Below are 20,582 nucleotides of genomic sequence, written 5' to 3'. Positions count from 1 at the left end.
CATGACGGCCGCGGCGGAGACCGAGGAGCCGATGGCACTGGCCGCGGCACGACTGCGAGCGGCGGGGATGCGGGTGACCGCTTCGCGCATGGCGATGCTCATGGCCGTCGACGAGTCGTCCGACCACCTCGACGCCGACACCCTGCGCGAGCGTGCCCAGCGGATCACGGGCCGGTTGTCCCTGCAAGCCACGTACAACGTGCTGCGCGCCCTTACGGACGCCGGTCTGGTCCGCTGCACCCAGATCGCCGGTCAGCCCGCGCGTTACGAGACGGAACGCCACGACAATCACCACCACTTCGTGTGCCGCCACTGCGGCCACATCCGCGACGTGGAGTGCGCCAAAGGCGCGGCCCCTTGCATGGACCCGCAACTGCCGGAGGAGTACGACACACAAGAGGCAGCGGTGACGTTCTGGGGCCTGTGCCCCGGCTGCCGGGACTAGACACCCGCATCGCCGTCCACACCCCTCGGTGCACTTCTCAGACGTCTCGTCGCCGGGATTCGGTCCGCCCCCGCTCCAGATACGCCCCCGTGATCGCCAGGGCCGCCGCCATGATGCTCAGTTGCGGATTCACCTCGGGGCAGCCGGGGAGTACGGCCGCGTCCGTGATCAACACCCCTTGGATGCCCCGCAGTTGTCCGTTCGCGTCCGCCGGGAAACGCTGTGGGTCCGCTCCCGCTGCCACCGTGCCTGTGGGGTGGTACGCCGAGAGATGGAGCCGGCGGGCGCTCGTGTTGGCGAGGACGGTGTCCAGTTCCGTGAGGGTGCGTACCCGGGGCGTCGTGGGGATGCCGGTCAGTACCTCCTCGGCGCCCGCGGCGAACAGTAGCTCGCCCATGGCGCGTACCGCTCGCAGCAGACGGCCGGCGTCGCGCTCGTCGAGGTCGTAGCGCAGCAGTGTGCGGTCGCGGCCGAGGACACGGCCCGACGGCCGGTCGGCGATCATCGCGCCCAGGGTGGCGAGCCGGTCGGCGCTCTCCAGTTCGCGGCGCAGTTCGGCGCCCAGTCCGGGCAGCACGAACGAGCCCATGCCGGGCGGGGTGGCGGTGGCCTCGATGAGGACCCCCGCGCCGTGATGCTCCTCAACGCCGACGCTCTGCAGCACGCCCTCCCAGGCGGTGACCGGCTCGGCGAAGCGCCCGGCGACGCTCGTGGCCGGGTGCACGCTCAGGTTGCGGCCGAGTCGGGGGTGTCCGCCGAGACCCGAACGGCGCAGGAGCGGCGGCGACTGCAGCGCGCCCGCGGCGACGACGACCAACGGGGCGAGGATCTCGAAGGTGCCGTCGTCGCGGCGTACGCGCACGCCTGCCGCACGCGGCCCCCCGGGCCGGTCCCGGTCGACGAGGATGCGTTCCACCCGCGCACCGGTCACGATGCGGGCACCGGCGGCGCAGGCGTCGGGCAGCACGGACAGCTGCACGCTCTGCTTGGCACCGGTCGGACAGCCCACGACACACTGGCAAGACCCTTTGCACCCGGGCGCGTTGCGGCGCAGGGGCGCGGCACGCCAGCCGAGCGTATGCGCCCCGGTGAGTGCGATGCGGCCGTTGTTGCCGAGGACGTCCACGGGTTGAGTGGCCACGCGCAGGGAGCGCTCGACCTCGTCGAGGTGGCCGCCGAAGTCGTCGGCGAGAGCGAAGCCGAAGCCCTTGCTCCAGCGGGCGAGGACATGGTCCGGAGTGCGGTAGCAGGTACCGGAGTTGACAACGGTCGTACCACCGACCGCTCGGCCGACCGGCAGGAGTAACGGAGGGCGGCCGACAGCGATGGTCGCTCCGCCGTCCCGGTAGAGCTTCGTGAACCGCTCCAGAGGCGTGCGCTGTCCGAACCACTCGGTGGAGTAGTGCTCGCCCTCTTCCAGGACGACGACATCGAGCCCGGCCCGGGCCAGGGTCCGCGCGGCCATGGCTCCGCCCGCGCCCGAACCGATGACGACGGCGTCGGCGGTGGAGCGCGTGGGCCATGCGTGTGCGGATGTGCAGTCGAGCGGGGGGTCCCGGCGGGTGAGGCCAGGGGTGGTGGGGCCAGGGGTGGTGAGGCCAGGGGTGGTGAGGCCGTGGGTGGTGGAGCTGGGGGTGGTGCGGCCGTCGTGGAGCATCCGCTCCGTGCCGGTCGCCAGGAGGACTGGCACCTTGAGCACATCGAGGAGCGGGCGGAGCGAGGGCCGTGCGTCAAGCCCCCGGAGTACGGACTCGCGCTCGTGAGGCGTGAGCCCGGCCAGTCCGCGCCCGGTCCGTGCCAGGGCGTAGGCGTCCAGGCCGCGCACAGCCGCCCGCAGACCGGCCCGGGCAGGAAGCGGCATCGAGGCGAGGACGGTCTCCAGCCTCGCGGGGACACGTGCGGTCCAGTCCGTAGTGCCCTCGTCGGCGATCAGCGCGGCCACCAGGCCGTCGAGGCTCATCGGGTGCCCACCTCCGCGTGGGCCGTGCCGTCGAGCGTCCACTCGGCCTCGGTGCGCCAGCCGCCGAGCCACCACCGCTCCCACAGGATCCGCGCGTCGGCGCGCTCGCTGTTGCGGCAGACCGCGTGGGTGCCGTCCGGGTCGGTGTACTCCAGCGCGAGCGTACGGTCCTCGGGCTGGGTGACGTCGACGCGGATGCGGCGCAGCCCTGCGCGGCCGGTGGTCGTCCAGGTGGGCAGGCCGATGGCGGTACGGAACCGTCCAAGACCCGCCCAGCCGAGCGCGGGGCGCTCCGGGCGGCGCGGCCAGGTGCGGTCGCCTCGGCGCAGACGGAGGAAGACCAAGGGCGGCAGCCGGCGCAGGCCGGGGCGCATGGAGACGGCGGCCACGATCTCCAGGACGTCCCCGCCACCGAGGTCCGCGTGCAGCCAGGCCCAGTGCCGGGCATTGCCGTGACCGTAGATCCGAGCGGAGGCGCCCGGGGCCGAGGAGAGGTTCAGTGTCATGTCGTCATGGGTGAACGTGCCGTCGTACGAGGCCCGGGCGGCGGGGAGGATCTGGGCGGCGGGCAGCAGCTGTCGGCGCCAGGACCACCGAGGGAAGGTGAACAGCGGTGCGCACATGGGGTGTTCGGCGAGGTCCCAGCGCAGGGCGCCGTCCTCCGCCGAGCCGGTCAGACGTCCGGGCTCCGCCGCAACCCCGTCCGTGCTGAATCCCGCATCGTCGGCGGTCCACGGGGCGGGGCCGAAGCGGGCGTGCCGCACGGGCCCGTCCTTGGGGAACACCGCGGCCCAGCCGTGCGCGTACGGCTCGGACCCGTCGGCGGGCGCGGTGAGTTCGTGGTGGAGCCACAGCCCGCTGCCGGACGACGGGTCGGTGACGGTGGTGTACCAGACCTCGGTACGGCCCGGCTCGCCCTTCCAGCGGGGTGCGAGGAACGCGCCGGGATCCTCCCGCCGCGGGAAGCGGAAACTGGCGAGGAACGGAACGAGCTGCGTGGCCAGGGGAAAACGGAGCGTCCCCGTGCCGACCCGCGTGCCGTCCTCGTACAGCGTGTACGGCAGTACGGTCATCGAGGCCACGGGCCTGCGCGGTGTCACGGACTTCCAGCCGTCGAGTGTCAGTCGGCGGCCTTCGGCGGTGAACGCGATGCGGTAGCGGATACGGCGCCGAGCCAGCGGTGATATCTCCAACTCACCCTCGGCGCCCGCGTCGTCGGCCCAGCCGGCGATCCGTACGCGGCCGGTGGCGCGGGCCTCGGTCGTCCCCGTCAGCCGCAGGACACGACCCGCCGAGACCTTCAGGTCCAGGCGGACGCGGCGGGTGCGGTCCTCGTCGTCGAGTCGCAGCGTGCCGAGCATCGTCTCGGCGAAGACGGTGCCGCGCGCGGGGGTGTCGCCACTCGTGCCTGTGCCTGTGCCTGTGCCTGTGCCCGTGTCCGAGGGGACGTCCTTGCTCATGCGAGGCCCTCCAGCATGATGCGCTCGGTCGTGGTCAGGTACTCCTCGGCCGCCCGCCGTGCGCCCGCCTCGTCACCGGCGTCGATCGCGACGACCACCGGCTCCAGACGCGCGTGGGCGACCGCGGCGTCCGTGAACGGGCCTATGAGTGCGGCGCGTACCGGCAGATAGGCGTTGAAGAGGGTGTTCGTCAGCAGGACGTAGACCCGGTTGCCGGTGGCGCGGGCCAGGGCCCGGTGCACCTCGATGTCCGCGAGCTGTACGGCATCGGCGTCCTTCGCCTCCCGGACGTTCGCCAACAAGGAGCGCAGTTCGGTGCGTTGGCGGAGGGTCGCTCGGGCGGCCGCGCGTTCGGCGATCAACGCTCCGATGCTGCGGCGCACTTCGAAGATCTCGCCGATCCAGTCGGGGCTGTGCCGCACGAGCATCGGAAGCAGATCCGCTCCGCCGAGGCGCAGATAGTCCCGCACGCGGGTGCCGACGCCGTGCCGGGTCTCCAGCAGTCCTGCCTGCACGAGGCGGCCGAAGGCGTGCTTGAGGGTGGTGCGGGTGACGCCGTACCCGTCCGCGAGCGTCCGTTCCGGCGGCAGATAACTTCCGGCTGGATGCTGCCCGTTGAGGATCTCCTCGCGCAGCCGGTTCTCCAGGACATCGACGATGGTTTCGCGGGGCAGTGCCTCCACGCCGTCCTCCCAAGTGGCTCAGTGGATGAGCCACTCAACCAATCTGAGGGGGTGAAGTCAATGGCGATGCCGCGGTGTTGACGTGGAGCGCGACGAAGGCCGCATCGTCGGCGCGCTTTGTCCTGTGAGTGGAAGAAGTTGATAGGAATCCGTGCACAAGTTCTTTCCAGGTTCGGCAGCCACTGCTACGTTCCCTACGAAAGCCCGATACTGGTGGCCGAATCCTGGCGGGGAGGGGCTCGTGAGACGTATGACGGCACGACCGGCGAACGCGCACCAGTCCCGTCTGCTGAGGCTGCTGCGTGACGGCGGCCCCAACTCCCGTGCCCAGCTGGGCGATCGGGTCGAGCTGTCCCGGTCCAAGCTGGCCGTGGAGGTGGACCGGCTGTTGGAGACGGGCCTGGTGGTGGCGGACGGGCTGGCCGCTTCGCGCGGCGGCCGCCGCTCCCACAACGTCCGGCTCAACCCAGACCTCAGGTTCCTCGGTGTCGACATCGGTGCGACATCGGTCGACGTCGCCGTCACCAATGCCGAACTGGAGATCCTCGGACATCTGAACCAGGCGATGGACGTCCGTGAGGGGCCCGTCGCGGTCTTCGAGCAAGTGCTGGACATGGCAGGAAAGTTGAAGGCCACCGGAATCGCCGGCGGCTTCGACGGCGCCGGCATCGGCGTCCCCGGCCCAGTCCGCTTCCCCGAGGGCGTGCCGGTCGCCCCGCCGATCATGCCGGGCTGGGACGGCTTTCCCGTGCGGGAGGCGCTCAGCCAGGAACTCGGCTGTCCGGTCATGGTCGACAACGACGTGAACCTCATTGCCATGGGGGAGCAGCACGCCGGGGTCGCCCGTACCGTCGCCGACTTCCTCTGCGTCAAGATCGGTACCGGCATCGGCTGCGGCATCGTCGTCGGCGGGCATGTCTACCGCGGTACGACCGGCAGCGCGGGCGACATCGGCCACATCCAGGCCGTGCCCGACGGCCGCCCGTGCGCCTGTGGCAACCGGGGCTGCCTGGAAGCCCACTTCAGCGGCGCCGCCCTGGCCCGCGACGCGGTGGAGTCGGCCCGACAGGGCCTGTCCGCCGAACTAGCGGCCCGGCTGGAGGCGAACGGCACCCTCACCGCCCTCGACGTCGCGGCCGCGGCCGCCGCGGGCGACGCCACCGCGCTCGACCTGATCCGTGACGGCGGCACCCGCGTCGGCCAGGTCATCGCCGGACTCGTCTCCTTCTTCAACCCCGGTCTCGTGGTGATCGGAGGTGGGGTGACCGGCCTCGGGCACAACCTGCTCGCCGCGATCCGCACCCAGGTCTACCGTCAGTCGCTACCCCTGGCGACCGGCAACCTGCCCATCGTCCTGGGGGAGTTGGGCCCCACCGCCGGTGTGATCGGCGCGGCCCGGCTGATCAGCGACCACCTGTTCTCACCCGCGTAAGCGACCACCGTCCACTCGTCCGCGCCCACCTCATCCGCTTCTACCTCATCGCGCCCACCTCATCGCGCCCGCTGATTCGTGTAGATCGCATCAGCCGGGGTGCAGGCCCACCACGCCCTGAGACCGGCCCCGTGTTCGCCGAGGGGAACCCACATGGCACCAGAACCACCCCTGCTCAGCATGTCCGGAATCACCAAGTCGTTCCCCGGCGTCCGCGCCCTGGACGGCGTCGACCTCGATGTCCAGGCCGGTGAAGTGCACTGTCTGCTCGGCCAGAACGGCGCCGGCAAGTCCACGCTGATCAAGGTCCTGGCCGGTGCCCACCAGCCGGACGGCGGCACCATCCGCTGGCGCGGTGAGGCCGTCACGCTGCGCTCGCCGATCGCCGCGATGCGCCTCGGCATCGCCACCATCTACCAGGAACTCGACCTGGTCGAGCACCTGACCGTGGCGGAGAACGTCCATCTCGGTCATGAGCCGACGGCCGCCGGATTCGTGGTCCGGGGGAAGGTGGCCAGGGCCTCGACACGCCGGCTGCTCAGGCGACTTGGGCACCCGGAGATCGAGCCGGGCCGCCTGGTGGGGGAGTTGTCGGCGGCCCAGCAGCAGATCGTGTCCATGGCCCGGGCCCTGTCCCATGACGTACGCCTCATCGTGATGGACGAGCCGTCCGCCGCGCTCGACCCCGACGAGGTCGACAACCTCTTCCGTATCGTCGCCGACCTGACCGGCGACGGCGTCGCCGTCGTCTACATCTCACACCGCCTGGAGGAGATCCGCCGCATTGGCGACCGGGTGACCGTGCTCAAGGACGGGCGGGCAGTCGCGGGGGGACTGCCCGCCAAGACCACTCCGACCAAGGATGTGGTCGCCCTGATGACCGGCCGGAACGTCGAGTACGTCTTCCCCGGGCGGCCTGCCGTGCCGCCCGCAGCCGACCCTGTGCTGCGGGTCCGCGGGCTGGCCCGCGACGGCGAGTTCGCGCCGCTCGACCTCGACGTGCGGCCCGGGGAGATCGTCGGCCTCGCGGGGCTGGTCGGATCGGGGCGCTCCGAGATCCTGGAGGCGATCTACGGGGCACGCAAACCGACGCAAGGCCAAGTCCAGGTCGACGGAAGGGTGTTGAGACCCGGCAGCGTCCGGTCCGCCGTACGCGCCGGGCTCGGGCTCGCCCCCGAGGAGCGCAAGGCGCAGGCCCTGCTGATGCTGGAGTCCGTCACCCGCAACGTCTCGGTCTCCACCCTCTCCCGTTTCTCCCGGGCCGGCTGGATCGACCGGGGCGCCGAGCGGCGCGCCGCACGGGCCGCGACCCGCGAGCTGTCCCTGCGGCCCGACAACCCGGACACACCCGTGCGCACCCTCTCCGGCGGCAACCAGCAGAAGGCCGTCCTCGCCCGCTGGCTGCTGCGCGGCTGCCGCGTGCTGCTGCTCGACGAACCCACCCGCGGCGTCGACGTCGGCGCCCGCGCCGAGCTGTACGCGGTGATCCGCCGGCTGGCGGACGAAGGCCTCGCCGTGCTCCTCGTCTCCAGCGAGGTGCCCGAGGTCCTCGGCCTCGCCGACCGCGTCCTGGTGCTCCGCGAGGGCCACGTCGTACACACGGCGCCCGCCCGGGAGCTCGACGAACACCGTGTCCTCGACCTCGTCATGGAAGGAAGCCCGGCGTCATGACGCAGCCCGTCTCCCCGCCCCGGGACGCCGCCGACAAGATCCCGTCCACCGGCCAACTCCCCTCCTGGCGCGGCCTGCTGGCCCGCGCCGACCTCCGTACGCTCTCGCTGCTCGGCGTGCTCGCGGTACTCGTCGTCATCGGCGGCGTCACCAAGCCCGACGAGTTCCTCGACACCCGCAACCTGCAACTCGTGCTCACCCAGGCATCGGTGATCGGCGTCGTCACCGTCGGCATGACCTTCGTCATCACGTCCGGCGGCATCGACCTGTCCGTCGGCGCCATCGTCGCCCTCGCCTCCGTGTGGGCGACCACCGTCGCCACGCAGGAGTACGGCTTCGCGGGCATCCTCTTCACCGCGGTGCTCGTCGGTCTCGGCTGCGGCCTGGTCAACGGGCTGCTGATCGCCTACGGCGGGATGGTCCCGTTCATCGCCACCCTCGCCATGCTGGCCTCGGCGCGCGGCCTCGCCCTGCAGATCACCGACGGCCGCACCCAGATCGTCACCGTCGACGGCATCCTCAAGCTCGGCGAGCGTGACTCCTACGTGCTGGGCATCCCGCCCCTCGTCCTGGTGTTCGCGCTCGTCACGATCGTCGGCTGGCTGCTGCTCAACCGCACCACCTTCGGCCGCCGCACGGTCGCCGTCGGCGGCAACGCCGAGGCCGCCCGGCTGGCCGGCATCGACGTCCGCCGTCAGCGGCTCTACCTGTACCTGCTGTCCGGGCTGTGCTGCGGCATCGCCGCGTTCCTGCTGATCGTGCTCTCCGGCTCCGGCCAGAACACCAACGGCAACCTCTACGAACTCGACGCCATCGCCGCCGCGATCATCGGCGGCACCCTGCTCAGCGGGGGACGGGGCACCATCACCGGCTCCGTGCTCGGCGTCCTGATCTTCACCACGATCACCGACATCTTCGCCCTGAACAACCTCCAGAGCGACGTCCAGCAGATCGCCAAGGGCGCGATCATCGTCGCCGCCGTCCTGGTCCAGCGCCGCACCGCGAGCACGACCTGAGGAAAGGGTTACCGCCATGCCAGAGAACACGAGCAGAGCCACCAACGGCCTCGCCAGCCGCAGAGGACTCCTCTTCGGGACCGCCGCAGTGTCCGCCGGCGCCTTCCTGACGGCGTGCACCAGCAACGACTCCAAGAACGACAGCCCCGCCGCGGACTCCCGGCCGGCCGCCGACGACAAGCCCGGCAAGCACGTCACCATCGGCTTCGCCGGACCCCAGGCCGACCACGGCTGGCTCAACGCCATCAACGACAACGCCAAGAGCCGGGCGAAGAAGTACTCCGACGTCTCCCTGGAGATCACCGAGGGCTCCAACGACACCGCCCAGCAGATCGGCCAGATCGAGACCCTCATCAACAAGAAGGTCGACGTCCTGGTCATCCTGCCCGCCGACGGCAAGGCCCTCACCCAGGTCGGCCTGAAGGCGATGCGCGCCGGCATCCCGGTCGTCAACCTCGACCGGATCTTCAACTCGGCCCAGGCGTACCGCTGCTGGATCGGCGGCGACAACTACGGCATGGGCCTCAACGCGGGCCGCTACATCGGCGAGAAGCTCAAGGGCAAGTCGAACGCCCGCGTGATCGAGCTGGCCGGCCTGGACAACCTGGAACTGACCAAGCAGCGCACCCAGGGCTTCGACGACGCCCTGAAGAGCTATCCCAACATCAAGAAGGTGGCGCGCCAGGCCGCCGAGTTCACGGTCGAGTCCGGGCAGGCCAAGATGGCCCAACTCCTCCAGGCCCAGCCCAAGTTCGACGCCCTGTGGAACCACGACGACGACCAGGGCGTGGGCGCGCTGCGAGCCATCCAGCAAGCCGGGCGGGACGACTTCCTGATGGTCGGCGGGGCCGGCGCGCTCTCCGCCTTCCAGGCGATCAAACAGGACAACGGTGTGCTGAAGGCGACCGTCCTGTACCCGCCGACCATGGCCGCCTCCGCCATCGACCTCGCCCGCGCCCTCGGCCAGAGCAAGGGCATCGGCGGCCTGGCCGAGTTCGAGATCCCCGCGTCGATCACGCTCTACTCGGCCGTCGTCGACAAGGACAACGTCGACCAGTACATGTCCACCGGCTTCCGATGAGCAGCGGGTGTCTTCCGGATCAGCCGAGAGTGGGGGAGAAGCCGAGCGTGGGGGAGCCGGCGTGTGACGACAACGCGGCTGGGGGTCCCCCCTGCTCGAAGAGCTCGGGGGAGTGCGTGCCGGCCCCCGCGACACCGACGTGATCCAGAAGACACCCCCTGGTATCGCCCGCACCCCCCACCGCGCCACGACGAACAGGAGGACGAGCGCATGGAACAGCCGCAGCAGTCAGCGGGGCCGGAGACGCCGGCCGGGGCCGCACCGCACGCCGGGAAACCCCCGCTGCGCGTCGGCATGGTCGGATACGCCTTCATGGGCGCCGCCCACTCCCAGGGCTGGCGTACCGCGGGCCGGGTCTTCGACCTGCCCCGGCAGCCGGTCCTGGGCGTGATATGCGGCCGTGACGAGCGTGCCGTACGGGCGGCGGCGGACCGGCACGGCTGGGCGGCCGTGGAGACCGACTGGCGGGTGCTGGTCGAGCGGGACGACGTCGATCTCGTCGACATCTGCACCCCCGGCGACAGCCACGCCGAGATCGCGCTCGCCGCCCTGGCCGCCGGCAAGCACGTCCTGTGCGAGAAGCCCCTCGCGAACACTGTCGCCGAGGCCGAGACCATGACCCAGGCGGCCGAAGAGGCCCACGCGCGTGGCCAGTTGGCGATGGTCGGCTTCAACTACCGCCGGGTACCCGCCACCGCGCTCGCCCGGCGGATGGTCGTCGACGGCCGGCTCGGCGCCCTGCGTCATGTCCGGGTGAGCTACCTGCAGGACTGGCTCGTGGATCCGAGCTTCCCGCTGACCTGGCGGCTGCGCAAGGAATCGGCCGGCTCCGGCTCGCTCGGCGACCTCGGCGCGCACATCGTCGACCTCGCCCAGTACCTGGCGGGGGAGCGGCTGGCCGGGGTGTCCGCCCTGACCGAGACCTTCGTACGGGAACGGCCGCTGCCCACCGGCGCGAGCAGCGGACTGGGCACGGTGTCCGCGCAGGGCGCCACCGGCGCGGTCACCGTGGACGACGCGGCCCTGTTCACCGGCCGCTTCGCCTCCGGCGCTCTCGCCTCCTTCGAGGCCACCCGCTACGCCACCGGTCGCAAGAACGCCCTGCGCATCGAACTCAACGGCGAGCGCGGCTCGTTGGCCTTCGACCTGGAACGCCTCAACGAGTTGTGGTTCCACGACGCCACCGAACCCGGCGCCGAGGCCGGCTTCCGCCGGATCCTCGTCACCGAGCCCGACCACCCCTACCTCGAAGCCTGGTGGCCGCCGGGCCACGGACTCGGCTACGAGCACACCTTCGTCCATCAGGCCCGCGACCTCGTCCACGCCATCGCCGCACGCCGCCGCCCCGAGCCCTCCTTCGCCGACGGACTCCAGGTGCAGCGCGTCCTGGCCGCCGTCGAGGAGAGCGCCGAGAAGAACTCCGTCTACACGTCCGTCCCGGCCTGAGGAGGCCCGCCCATGCCGCGCCCGTTCACCCTCTTCACCGGCCAGTGGGCCGACCTGCCCCTGGAGGAGGTCTGCCGCCTCGCCCGCGACTTCGGGTACGACGGCCTCGAACTCGCCTGCTGGGGCGACCACTTCGAGGTCGACAAGGCCCTCTCCGATCCGGGATACATCAAGTCCCGCCACCAGCTCCTCGACCGGTACGGCCTGAAGTGCTGGGCGATCTCCAACCACCTCGTCGGCCAGGCCGTCTGCGACGCCATCATCGACGAGCGCCACCAGGCCATCCTGCCGGGCCAGGTGTGGGCCGACGGCGACCCGGAGGGGGTGCGGCAGCGAGCGGCCGAGCGCATCAAGGACACCGCCCGCGCCGCCGCAGCCTTCGGCGTCGACACCGTCATCGGCTTCACCGGCTCCGCGATCTGGCACCTGGTCGCGATGTTCCCGCCCGCCCCCGAGTCGATGATCGAGCGCGGCTACGAGGACTTCGCCGAGCGCTGGAACCCCATCCTCGACGTCTTCGACACGGAGGGCGTACGGTTCGCCCACGAGGTCCACCCCAGCGAGATCGCCTACGACTACTGGACCACCCACCGCGCCCTCGAGGCGATCGGCCACCGCCCGGCCTTCGGCCTGAACTTCGACCCCTCCCACTTCGTGTGGCAGGACCTCGACCCGGTCGGCTTCCTGTGGGACTTCCGCGACCGGATCTACCACGTGGACTGCAAGGATGCCCGCAAGCGCCTCGACGGCCGCAACGGCCGGCTCGGCTCCCACCTGCCCTGGGGCGACCCGCGGCGCGGCTGGGACTTCGTCTCCGCCGGACACGGCGACGTCCCCTGGGAGGACGTCTTCCGGATGCTCCGCTCCATCGACTACCGGGGCCCCATCTCGGTCGAGTGGGAGGACGCCGGTATGGACCGGCTCCAGGGCGCTCCCGAGGCGCTCACCCGCCTCAAGGCCTACGACTTCGAGCCGCCGTCGACCTCCTTCGACGCGGCATTCTCCAACTGACGCTCCCACAAGGTCAGTTGCCATCGCTCCGGGATGACGGCGCATCCCGGCGTTCGCACCCGCCCGTACAACCAGCCCCTTTCTGGAGGCCTTTCGTGCACGGGAACGACCGCACCACCAGGACAGGAACCTCAAGATCACGTCTGCGTAAGTCGCTCGCACTGCTCAGCGGCGCACTCCTCGCGGGCGCGACCCTGACGCTCGCGTCCCCCCAGGCCGGCGCAGCCGTCGCCGGCCAGGACGCGGCCTCGGCCGCAGCGGCCGCCGAGGACTTCCAGCAGGTCACCCTCGCCAAGGGCGAGGCGGAGGTCGGCGAGCCCATGTCGCTCGCCGTCCTGCCGAACCGATCCGTCCTGCACACTTCACGTGACGGCGAACTCCGCCTCACCGACGCGGCCGGCAACACGAGGCTCGTCGGCAAGCTCGACGTGTACTCGCACGACGAGGAAGGCCTCCAAGGCGTCGGCGTCGACCCGGACTTCGCCACCAACCGCTTCATCTACCTCTACTACGCACCTCCGATGAACACCCCGGCGGGCGACGCCCCCGAGACCGGCACCGCCGCCGACTTCGCGCCTTTCGACGGCGTGAACCGCCTCTCCCGGTTCGTCCTGAAGTCGGACGGCACACTGGACACCGCCAGCGAGAAGAAGATCCTCGAGGTCCCCACCACCCGCGGCCTGTGCTGCCACGTCGGCGGCGACATCGACTTCGACGCGGCCGGCAACCTGTACCTGTCGACCGGTGACGACACCAACCCCTTCCAGTCGGACGGCTACAACCCGATCGACGAGCGTTCTGACCGCAACCCCGGCTTCGACGCCCAGCGCACCTCCGGCAACACCAACGACCTGCGCGGCAAGATCCTGCGCATCAAGGTGAACGCCGACGGCTCGTACTCCGTCCCGGACGGCAATCTCTTCCCGCCCGGCACGGCGAAGACGCGGCCCGAGATCTACGCCATGGGCTTCCGCAACCCGTTCCGCTTCAGCGTCGACAAGAAGACCGGCATCCTCTACGTCGGCGACTACGGCCCCGACGCCGGCCGCGCCGACCCGCAGCGCGGGCCCGCGGGACAGGTCGAGTTCGACCGCGTCACCGGCCCCGGCAACTACGGCTGGCCGTACTGCACCGGCAAGAACGACGCCTACGTGGACTACGACTTCGCGACGAAGACCTCCGGCGCGACCTTCGACTGCGACGCCCCGAAGAACACCTCGCCGCACAACACCGGCCTGACCGACCTGCCGCCGGCCCAGCCCGCCTGGATCCCGTACGACGACGGGTCCGTGCCCGAGTTCGGCAGCGGCTCCGAGTCCCCGATGGGCGGCCCGGTCTACCACTACGACGCCTCGCTCGACTCGCCGGTGAAGTTCCCCGCCTCGTACGACGGGAACTTCTTCGCCGGGGAGTTCGGCCGCCGCTGGATCAAGCGGATCGTCAGCGACGGCAACGGCAGCGTGCAGTCGATCAACCCGTTGCCGTGGACCGGCACCCAGGTGATGGACATGGCCTTCGGGCCCGACGGCGCCCTGTACGTCCTGGACTACGGCACCGCCTGGTTCGGCGGCGACGACAACTCGGGGCTGTACCGCATCGAGAACGCGACCGACGGCCACTCGCCGGCGGCGCAGGCGGCGGCGAACAAGACGTCAGGGCAGGCGCCCCTGAAGGTGCAGTTCTCCTCCGAGGGAACGACCGACCAGGACGGCGACGCGCTCACCTACAGTTGGGACTTCGGCGACGGCGGCACGTCGACCGCCGCGAACCCGACCTACAAGTACAAGAAGAACGGCACCTACACGGCGACGCTCACCGCCAAGGACCCCACCGGCCGCACCGGCAGCGCCGGCGTGCAGATCGTCGTTGGCAACACCGCGCCGAAGGTGACGCTCGAACTCCCCCAGAACGGGCAGCTGTTCAGCTTCGGTGACGCCATCCCGTTCAAGGTCAAGGTCACCGACCCCGAGGACGGAACGGCCGTCGACTGCTCGAAGGTCGAGGTCAACTTCATCCTCGGCCACGACACCCACGGCCACCCCATCACCTCGGCCAACGGCTGCTCCGGTACCATCCAGACCACCGCCGACGGCGGCCACGACGACGACGCGAACATCTTCGGTGTCTTCGACGCCCAGTACACGGACGGCGGAGGCGGCGGGCAGGCCCCGCTCACCTCGCACGCCCAGCACGTGGTCCAGCCCAAGCACCGCCAGGCCGAGCACTTCGGCAACGCCTCCGGCGTCACGGTCGTCAGCAAGGCGAGCGCCCACGGCGGCAAGACGGTCGGTGACATCGACAACGGCGACTGGATCTCCTTCACCCCGTACGCCCTGAGCAACGCCAAGAAGATCACGGCGCGCATCGCGTCCGGCGGCGCCGGCGGCACCCTGGAGGTCCGGGCGGGTTCGGCCACGGGCACGCTGCTGGGCAAGGCGACCGTGCCGGTGACCGGCGGCTGGGAGACCTTCCAGGACGTCAGCGCCGACCTGTCCCATGCCCCGCGCGGCACCACCACCCTCTACCTGGTCTTCAAGGGTGGCTCGGGCGCCCTGTTCGACATCGACGACTTCACCTTCACGACGGACTGAGAGGAGACCGGAATGCGCGCGATCAGCCGTGTCACCATGGCCTGTGCGGGAGCGGCGCTGTTCCTCGGCTGCGTCTCGGCACCCGCCGTCTCGCAGTCCAAGGACGACGGCAAACGGGTCCTCGTCTTCTCCAGGACGGCCGCCTTCCGGCACGACTCCATCCCGGAGGGCATCGCGGCCGTGAAGCAGCTCGGCGAAAGCGGCGGCTTCGCGGTCGACACCACGGAGGACCCCGGCGCCTTCACCGGGGAGAACCTGCGGCGCTACGACGCGGTCGTGTTCCTGTCGACGACGGGAGACGTCCTCGACGACGCCCAGCAGCGAGCCTTCGAGGGATACATCCACGACGGCGGCGCCTACGTGGGCATCCACGCGGCCGCCGACACCGAGTACGACTGGGCGTTCTACGGCGGCCTGGCCGGCGCCTACTTCCGCAACCACCCGGCGATCCAGCAGGCGACGGTCGATGTGGAGGACCGCGCCCACCCGGCGACCGAGGGCCTGGCGCGGACCTGGGACCGCACGGACGAGTGGTACAACTACCGCTCCAACCCGCGTGAGCGGGCCCACGTCCTCGCCTCGCTCGACGAGTCGTCGTACACCGGCGGCACCATGAACGGCGACCATCCGATCGCCTGGTGCCAGAACTACCAGGGCGGGCGCGCCTTCTACACCGGGGGCGGCCACACCAAGGAGTCGTACACCGAACCCGCCTTCCGCCGGCACCTGCTGGGCGGAATCCGCTGGGCCATCGGCGACGCCCAGGCCGACTGCCGTCCGGAGAACGGCTACCGGCCGCTCTTCGACGGCACCGCCGCATCGCTGGACGGCTGGCAGCAGGCGGGCCCGGGCTCCTTCACCCTGTCCCCGGACGGGACGCTCACCTCGTCCGGCGGGCTGGGCCTGCTCTGGTACGCGCGGCAGAACTTCGGGTCGTACTCCCTGAAGCTCGACTGGAAGACGGCCGGCGACGACAACTCCGGTGTGTTCGTGGGCTTCCCGCCCTCGGACGACCCGTGGTCGGCCGTCGACAAGGGTTACGAGATCCAGATCGACGCAACCGACGTGCCCGAGAAGACCACCGGGGCCGTCTACGGCTTCCAGTCCGCCCACCTGAAGAAGCGTGACCGTGCGCTGAACCCGCCGGGGGAGTGGAACACGTACGAGATCCGGGTCCAGGGCGAACGCCTGCGGGTCTGGCTCAACGGCGTGAAGATCAACGATTTCACCAACACCGACCCGGCCCGGAGCCTCACCGACGGACACATCGGCCTCCAGAACCACGGAGCCGACGACCAGGTGTCCTTCCGTGACGTCCGGATCAAGGAACTGCCCGTCAAGGGCAACTGAACGGCGGCGGGCGGGAGACGCCGGACTCCCGCTCGCCGTCACCACCCCCATTCCTTCCGGGAGTTCGTGCCCGGGACAAGGAGGCCGCTCATGTCCGCGTCCCTCTCCCGCCCACCGCGGGTCGGCGTCTGGCTGATCGGGGCCCGCGGGTCCGTCGCCACCACCGTCGTCGCCGGGTGCGCCGCCGTCACCGCGGGCCTGCGCCCGCCGACCGGCCTGGTCACCGAGACGCCGGCCTTTGCCCACAGCGGCCTGCCCGCCCTGTCGGCCCTGGTCTTCGGCGGCCACGACACCACGGACTGCCCACTGCCCAAACGTGCCGAACACCTCGCTGCGGGCGGAGTCCTCCCGCCCGGCCTCCCGGCCGCCGTCACGGCCGAACTCACCACCGCCGACCAGGAGATCAGGCCCGGCGGCCCACTCCCCGGCGACACCCGGGACGAGGACGAACTGATCGCCGCGTTCGCCGCGGACATCGAGGACTTCGTGCGCCGGCTGGGACTGGCGCGCGCGGTCGTGGTGAACGTCGCCTCCACGGAACCGGCTCCCACCGGCTCCGCGCTCCCGCCCAGCTCGCTCTACGCGGCCGCAGCCCTGCGCGCCGGCTGCCCCTACGTCAACTTCACCCCCTCCACGGGCCTGCACCATCCGGCCCTCGCCCCGCTCGCCGCGACCAGCGCAGTGCCGTACGCGGGCCGCGACGGCAAGACCGGCCAGACCCTGCTCCGCTCCGTCCTCGGCCCGATGTTCGCCCAGCGCGCCCTGGACGTCCGCGCCTGGTCCGGCACCAACCTCCTCGGCGGCGGAGACGGCGCCGCCCTCGCCGACCCGGCCGCCGCCGCGGCCAAGAACGCCGGCAAGGAACGCGTCCTCATCGACACCCTCGGCACCACCCCCGAGGGCGAGGTCCACATCGACGACGTGCCCGCGCTCGGCGACTGGAAGACCGCCTGGGACCACATCGCCTTCGACGGCTTCCTCGGCACCCGCATGATCCTGCAGACCACCTGGCAGGGCTGCGACTCGGCCCTCGCCGCACCCCTCGTCCTCGACCTGGCCCGCCTCACCGCGCGCGCCCACGAAACCGGCCGCACCGGCCCGCTCGCCGAACTGGCCTTCTACTTCAAGGACCCGGTGGGCGAGGCCCCGGCGGCACTCGGCGCGCAGTACGCCGAACTCGTAGGCTTCGCACACCGGTTGGGGGAGAAGCGGTGAGTCGCCTGCGTGCCTGGGCCGAACTCCTGCGCTTGCCCGCCCTGTTCAGCGTCCCCGGCGACGCCCTGGCCGGAGCTGCCGCCGTCTCCGCCCGCCCGGACCGAGGCACCCTGCTGGCCGTCGGCTGCTCGCTGTGCCTGTACGAGGCCGGGATGGCCCTCAACGACTGGGCGGACCGCGCCGAGGACGCCGTCGAGCGCCCGCACCGACCGCTCCCGTCCGGCAGGATCCGCCCTCCCGCCGCCCTCGCCGCGGCCTGCGTCCTCACGGGGGCCGGCCTCGCCCTGGCCGCACGCGCGGGGCGCCCGGCGCTGGCGGTCGCGGTGCCGCTGGCGGCCACCGTCTGGTCGTACGACCTGGTCCTGAAGCGCACGGCCGCCGGCCCGGGCGCGATGGCCGCCGCCCGCGGCCTCGACCTGCTCCTCGGCGCCGCGGCCACCGCGGGACGCGTGCGGCCGGCCCTGCGCCCGGCCGCGCTGCTCGGCAGCCACACCCTCGCGGTCACCGCCGTCTCCCGGCAGGAGACCCGCGACGGATCCCCGCTCGCCCCGCTCGCCGCGCTGACCGCCACGGCCGTCCTGACCCGGCTGCTGCCGGGCCGGACGGCCGGCGTCCTCACCACCGCCCTCGCGCTCACCTACGCCACGACCACGGCCCGCCCCTACCTCCACGCCGCCCTCAATCCCTCACCCCCGCTCACCCAACGCGCCGTCGCCGCGGGCATCGGCGCCACCATCCCGCTGCAGGCAGCCCTTTCCGCCCGGGCCGGAGCCACCGGCACCGCGCTGGGCACGGTCGCCCTCACCGCGCTGGCCCGACGTTTCTCGAGGCGGGTGAGCGTCACATGACGGCGCAGGCAACAGCCCTCCGCTTCGGCTACGGCACCAACGGCCTGGCCGACCTCCGCCTCGACGACGCCCTCGCCCTCCTCGCCGACCTCGGCTACGACGGCGTCGGTCTGACCCTCGACCACATGCACCTCGACCCGCTCGCCCCCGACCTCGCCGCCCGCACCCGGCAACTCTCCGGTCGTCTGGCCGCGCTCGGGCTGGAGGTCACCGTGGAGACCGGCGCCCGCTATGTCCTGGACCCGCGCCGCAAGCACGGCCCCTCACTGCTCGACCCGGACCCGGAGGCTCGCGCCCGCCGCGTGGACCTGCTGCTGCGTGCGGTCCGGGTGGCCGCCGACCTCGGTGCCCACGCGGCGCACTGCTTCAGCGGGACCGTGCCGCCCGGCTGCGACCCCGCGACAGCCTGGCAGCGGCTCGCCGAGACCCTCACCCCGGTCCTGGAGGCTGCCGCCACCGCAGGCGTTCCCCTCGCGATCGAGCCCGAACCCGGGCACCTCCTCGCCACCCTCGCCGACTTCCACCACCTGAGCCGCCTCCTCGGCGACCCGCCCGCCCTCGGCCTCACCCTCGACATCGGCCACTGCCAGTGCCTCGAACCGCTCCCGCCCGCCGACTGCGTGCGCGCCGCCGCACCCTGGCTGCGGCACGTCCAGATCGAGGACATGCGGCGCGGCGTCCACGACCATCTCCCGTTCGGGGACGGGGAGATCGACTTCCCGCCCGTCCTCGCGGCCCTCGCCGCGAGCGGCTACCGCGGCCTGACCGTCGTCGAACTGCCCCGCCACTCCCATGCCGGCCCCCACCACGCCGAGACCTCCCTGCCGTTCCTGCGCCGTGCGGCTGCCGGCATGCCGGCGCCGGTGGCAGAAGGGAGCACTTCATGACGCACGAACCCGTCACGGGGAGCGGACCGCACGCCCTCCGCGAGCATCTGGACCGCCACCTCGACGCGGCCGCCCGCGCCTGGTTCCACCAGGCCCTGGACGAGGCCGCCGCCCGCACCGGCGGGAACGCGCCGATCTCCACGTGGGAGCTGCGCCTGGCGGAGGCCGGCCGCCGCTGCGGCAGCGGGCACGCCGACGCCGTCCGCGTGCTGATCCTGTGCGCGGCCGGCGCCGACACGGCCGCCCTCAGCCGCGTCTACCGGCAGGGCACCGCCGCCGAACGCCGCGCCGTCCTGCACGCCCTGCCCCACCTCGTCCCCGGCCCCGAGGCCGTCCCCCTGGTCGAGGACGCCCTGCGCACCAACGACACCCGGCTGGTCGCCGCCGCCCTCGGCCCCTATGCCGCACGCCACCTCGACGCCCACGCCTGGCGGCACGCCGTACTGAAGTGCCTGTTCACCGGCGTACCCGTCGACGCGGTCGCGGACCTGGACGAGCGGGCGCACGGCGATGCCGAACTCGCCCGCATGCTCGCCGCCCACGCCGCCGAACGCACCGCCGCCGGCCGCCCCGTACCCGGCGACCTGAACCGCGTCCTGGCCCTGGCCGCCGCGGAGACCCGCAAGGAGTCCTGATGCGCCTGTTCGACCCGCACATCCACATGACTTCCCGTACCACCGACGACTACGAGGCCATGCGCGCCGCCGGCATCCGCGCCGTCGTGGAGCCGTCGTTCTGGCTCGGCCAGCCGCGCACCTCGCCGGCCTCCTTCCTGGACTACTTCGACTCGCTCCTCGGCTGGGAGCCCTTCCGTGCCGCCCAGTACGACATCGCCCACCACTGCACGCTCGCCCTCAACCCCAAGGAGGCGAACGACCCCCGCTGCCTGCCCGTCCTCGACGAACTGCCCCGCTACCTGGTCAAGGACCAGGTCGTCGCCGTGGGGGAGATCGGCTACGACTCCATGACCCCGGCCGAGGACACGGCCCTGGCCGCACAGCTCCAGCTCGCCGCCGCCCACGGCCTGCCCGCCCTCGTGCACACCCCGCACCGCGACAAGCTCGCCGGACTGCGCCGCACCCTGGACGTCGTCCGCGAGTCCGCCCTGCCCACCGAGCGGGTCCTGGTGGACCACCTCAACGAGACGACTGTGCAGGAGGCCAAGGACAGCGGCTGCTGGCTGGGCTTCTCCGTGTACCCCGACACCAAGATGGACGAGCGCCGCATGGTGGAGATCCTGCGCGCCTACGGCCCCGAGCGGGTGCTGGTGAACTCCGCCGCCGACTGGGGTCGCAGCGACCCGCTGAAGACCCGCCGGGTGGCCGACCTGATGCTGGCCGAGGGCTTCACCGAGGACGACGTCGACCTGGTGCTGTGGCGCAACCCCGTCGCCTTCTACGGGCTCAGCGGCCGCCTCGACCTCGACGTCGTCCCACCGCAGGCCACGCACGAGGGCAACTCCCTGCTGCGCGGCGGGGAGTGAGCG

At 71.8% G+C, this 20,582-nt stretch carries 17 protein-coding genes; 14 read left to right on the top strand and 3 right to left on the bottom strand.

Annotated elements, in window-relative coordinates:
• The first annotated feature begins 1 nt into the window (after nucleotide 1).
• Nucleotides 2–445, top strand: a complete 444-nt coding sequence (locus AB0I54_RS22345) for a Fur family transcriptional regulator (protein WP_363297830.1) — start codon at nucleotides 2–4, stop codon at nucleotides 443–445.
• A gap of 37 nt (nucleotides 446–482) precedes the next feature.
• On the opposite strand, the gene AB0I54_RS22340 is transcribed toward AB0I54_RS22345, so the two are convergent.
• From AB0I54_RS22340 to AB0I54_RS22330, 3 genes are read right to left on the bottom strand one after another with little or no spacing between them, the layout of a single operon-like run.
• A complete protein-coding gene (locus AB0I54_RS22340; protein ID WP_363297829.1) occupies nucleotides 483–2,405 on the bottom strand; it encodes a GMC family oxidoreductase N-terminal domain-containing protein in 1,923 nt (640 codons plus the stop codon).
• Nucleotides 2,402–3,865: a hypothetical protein gene (locus AB0I54_RS22335; protein WP_363297828.1), complete on the bottom strand. Its 1,464-nt coding sequence runs from the start codon at nucleotides 3,863–3,865 to the stop codon at nucleotides 2,402–2,404. The genes AB0I54_RS22340 and AB0I54_RS22335 overlap by 4 nt, the downstream gene beginning before the upstream one ends.
• Nucleotides 3,862–4,548: an FCD domain-containing protein gene (locus AB0I54_RS22330; RefSeq protein ID WP_363297827.1), complete on the bottom strand. Its 687-nt coding sequence runs from the start codon at nucleotides 4,546–4,548 to the stop codon at nucleotides 3,862–3,864. The genes AB0I54_RS22335 and AB0I54_RS22330 overlap by 4 nt, the downstream gene beginning before the upstream one ends.
• Before the next feature lie 250 nt (nucleotides 4,549–4,798).
• Between AB0I54_RS22330 and AB0I54_RS22325 the strand changes: the two genes are divergently transcribed.
• From AB0I54_RS22325 to AB0I54_RS22265, 13 genes are all read left to right on the top strand, one after another.
• Nucleotides 4,799–5,980 (top strand): ROK family transcriptional regulator, encoded by a 1,182-nt coding sequence (locus AB0I54_RS22325; RefSeq protein ID WP_363297972.1) that lies wholly within the window; start codon nucleotides 4,799–4,801, stop codon nucleotides 5,978–5,980.
• A 153-nt stretch (nucleotides 5,981–6,133) separates the two neighbouring features.
• On the top strand, nucleotides 6,134–7,651 hold the full coding sequence (locus tag AB0I54_RS22320; protein ID WP_363297825.1) for a sugar ABC transporter ATP-binding protein: 1,518 nt from the start codon (nucleotides 6,134–6,136) through the stop codon (nucleotides 7,649–7,651).
• Nucleotides 7,648–8,667: an ABC transporter permease gene (locus AB0I54_RS22315; protein ID WP_363297824.1), complete on the top strand. Its 1,020-nt coding sequence runs from the start codon at nucleotides 7,648–7,650 to the stop codon at nucleotides 8,665–8,667. The genes AB0I54_RS22320 and AB0I54_RS22315 overlap by 4 nt, the downstream gene beginning before the upstream one ends.
• Before the next feature lie 16 nt (nucleotides 8,668–8,683).
• A complete protein-coding gene (locus AB0I54_RS22310) occupies nucleotides 8,684–9,748 on the top strand; it encodes a substrate-binding domain-containing protein (protein ID WP_363297823.1) in 1,065 nt (354 codons plus the stop codon).
• 210 nt (nucleotides 9,749–9,958) lie between these two features.
• The gene (locus AB0I54_RS22305; protein ID WP_363297822.1) at nucleotides 9,959–11,194 is read left to right on the top strand and encodes a Gfo/Idh/MocA family oxidoreductase; all 1,236 of its coding nucleotides are present in this window, start codon (nucleotides 9,959–9,961) and stop codon (nucleotides 11,192–11,194) included.
• A gap of 12 nt (nucleotides 11,195–11,206) precedes the next feature.
• Entirely contained in the window at nucleotides 11,207–12,205 is a 999-nt protein-coding gene (locus tag AB0I54_RS22300) for a sugar phosphate isomerase/epimerase family protein (RefSeq protein WP_363297821.1), read from the top strand.
• A 95-nt stretch (nucleotides 12,206–12,300) separates the two neighbouring features.
• Nucleotides 12,301–14,796, top strand: a complete 2,496-nt coding sequence (locus AB0I54_RS22295; protein ID WP_363297820.1) for a PQQ-dependent sugar dehydrogenase — start codon at nucleotides 12,301–12,303, stop codon at nucleotides 14,794–14,796.
• Nucleotides 14,797–14,808: 12 nt separating this feature from the next.
• On the top strand, nucleotides 14,809–16,146 hold the full coding sequence (locus AB0I54_RS22290; RefSeq protein ID WP_363297819.1) for a ThuA domain-containing protein: 1,338 nt from the start codon (nucleotides 14,809–14,811) through the stop codon (nucleotides 16,144–16,146).
• Between the two features lie 90 nt (nucleotides 16,147–16,236).
• Nucleotides 16,237–17,361, top strand: a complete 1,125-nt coding sequence (locus AB0I54_RS22285; protein WP_363297818.1) for an inositol-3-phosphate synthase — start codon at nucleotides 16,237–16,239, stop codon at nucleotides 17,359–17,361.
• A complete protein-coding gene (locus tag AB0I54_RS22280; protein WP_363297817.1) occupies nucleotides 17,358–18,209 on the top strand; it encodes an SCO3242 family prenyltransferase in 852 nt (283 codons plus the stop codon). Before AB0I54_RS22285 ends, AB0I54_RS22280 begins: the two co-directional genes overlap by 4 nt.
• Nucleotides 18,206–19,096, top strand: a complete 891-nt coding sequence (locus AB0I54_RS22275) for a sugar phosphate isomerase/epimerase family protein (RefSeq protein WP_363297816.1) — start codon at nucleotides 18,206–18,208, stop codon at nucleotides 19,094–19,096. The genes AB0I54_RS22280 and AB0I54_RS22275 overlap by 4 nt, the downstream gene beginning before the upstream one ends.
• Entirely contained in the window at nucleotides 19,093–19,731 is a 639-nt protein-coding gene (locus tag AB0I54_RS22270) for an EboA domain-containing protein (protein WP_363297815.1), read from the top strand. The genes AB0I54_RS22275 and AB0I54_RS22270 overlap by 4 nt, the downstream gene beginning before the upstream one ends.
• Nucleotides 19,731–20,579, top strand: a complete 849-nt coding sequence (locus tag AB0I54_RS22265) for a TatD family hydrolase (RefSeq protein ID WP_363297814.1) — start codon at nucleotides 19,731–19,733, stop codon at nucleotides 20,577–20,579. The genes AB0I54_RS22270 and AB0I54_RS22265 overlap by 1 nt, the downstream gene beginning before the upstream one ends.
• Nucleotides 20,580–20,582 lie beyond the last annotated feature (3 nt).

The organism is Streptomyces sp. NPDC050625, assembly GCF_040654755.1.
Taxonomy (GTDB): Bacteria; Actinomycetota; Actinomycetes; order Streptomycetales; family Streptomycetaceae; genus Streptomyces.
Note: the sequence above shows the minus strand (reverse complement) of the source record. Positions and strands in the feature narration are given on the sequence as shown.

Coding starts and splice junctions, on each gene's coding strand:
- AB0I54_RS22345 (WP_363297830.1), top strand. CDS start 2: ATGACGGCCGCGGCGGAGACCGAGGAGCCGATGGCACTGGCCGCGGCA.
- AB0I54_RS22340 (WP_363297829.1), bottom strand. CDS start 2,405: ATGAGCCTCGACGGCCTGGTGGCCGCGCTGATCGCCGACGAGGGCACT.
- AB0I54_RS22335 (WP_363297828.1), bottom strand. CDS start 3,865: ATGAGCAAGGACGTCCCCTCGGACACGGGCACAGGCACAGGCACAGGC.
- AB0I54_RS22325 (WP_363297972.1), top strand. CDS start 4,799: ATGACGGCACGACCGGCGAACGCGCACCAGTCCCGTCTGCTGAGGCTG.
- AB0I54_RS22320 (WP_363297825.1), top strand. CDS start 6,134: ATGGCACCAGAACCACCCCTGCTCAGCATGTCCGGAATCACCAAGTCG.
- AB0I54_RS22315 (WP_363297824.1), top strand. CDS start 7,648: ATGACGCAGCCCGTCTCCCCGCCCCGGGACGCCGCCGACAAGATCCCG.
- AB0I54_RS22310 (WP_363297823.1), top strand. CDS start 8,684: ATGCCAGAGAACACGAGCAGAGCCACCAACGGCCTCGCCAGCCGCAGA.
- AB0I54_RS22305 (WP_363297822.1), top strand. CDS start 9,959: ATGGAACAGCCGCAGCAGTCAGCGGGGCCGGAGACGCCGGCCGGGGCC.
- AB0I54_RS22300 (WP_363297821.1), top strand. CDS start 11,207: ATGCCGCGCCCGTTCACCCTCTTCACCGGCCAGTGGGCCGACCTGCCC.
- AB0I54_RS22290 (WP_363297819.1), top strand. CDS start 14,809: ATGCGCGCGATCAGCCGTGTCACCATGGCCTGTGCGGGAGCGGCGCTG.
- AB0I54_RS22285 (WP_363297818.1), top strand. CDS start 16,237: ATGTCCGCGTCCCTCTCCCGCCCACCGCGGGTCGGCGTCTGGCTGATC.
- AB0I54_RS22275 (WP_363297816.1), top strand. CDS start 18,206: ATGACGGCGCAGGCAACAGCCCTCCGCTTCGGCTACGGCACCAACGGC.
- AB0I54_RS22270 (WP_363297815.1), top strand. CDS start 19,093: ATGACGCACGAACCCGTCACGGGGAGCGGACCGCACGCCCTCCGCGAG.
- AB0I54_RS22265 (WP_363297814.1), top strand. CDS start 19,731: ATGCGCCTGTTCGACCCGCACATCCACATGACTTCCCGTACCACCGAC.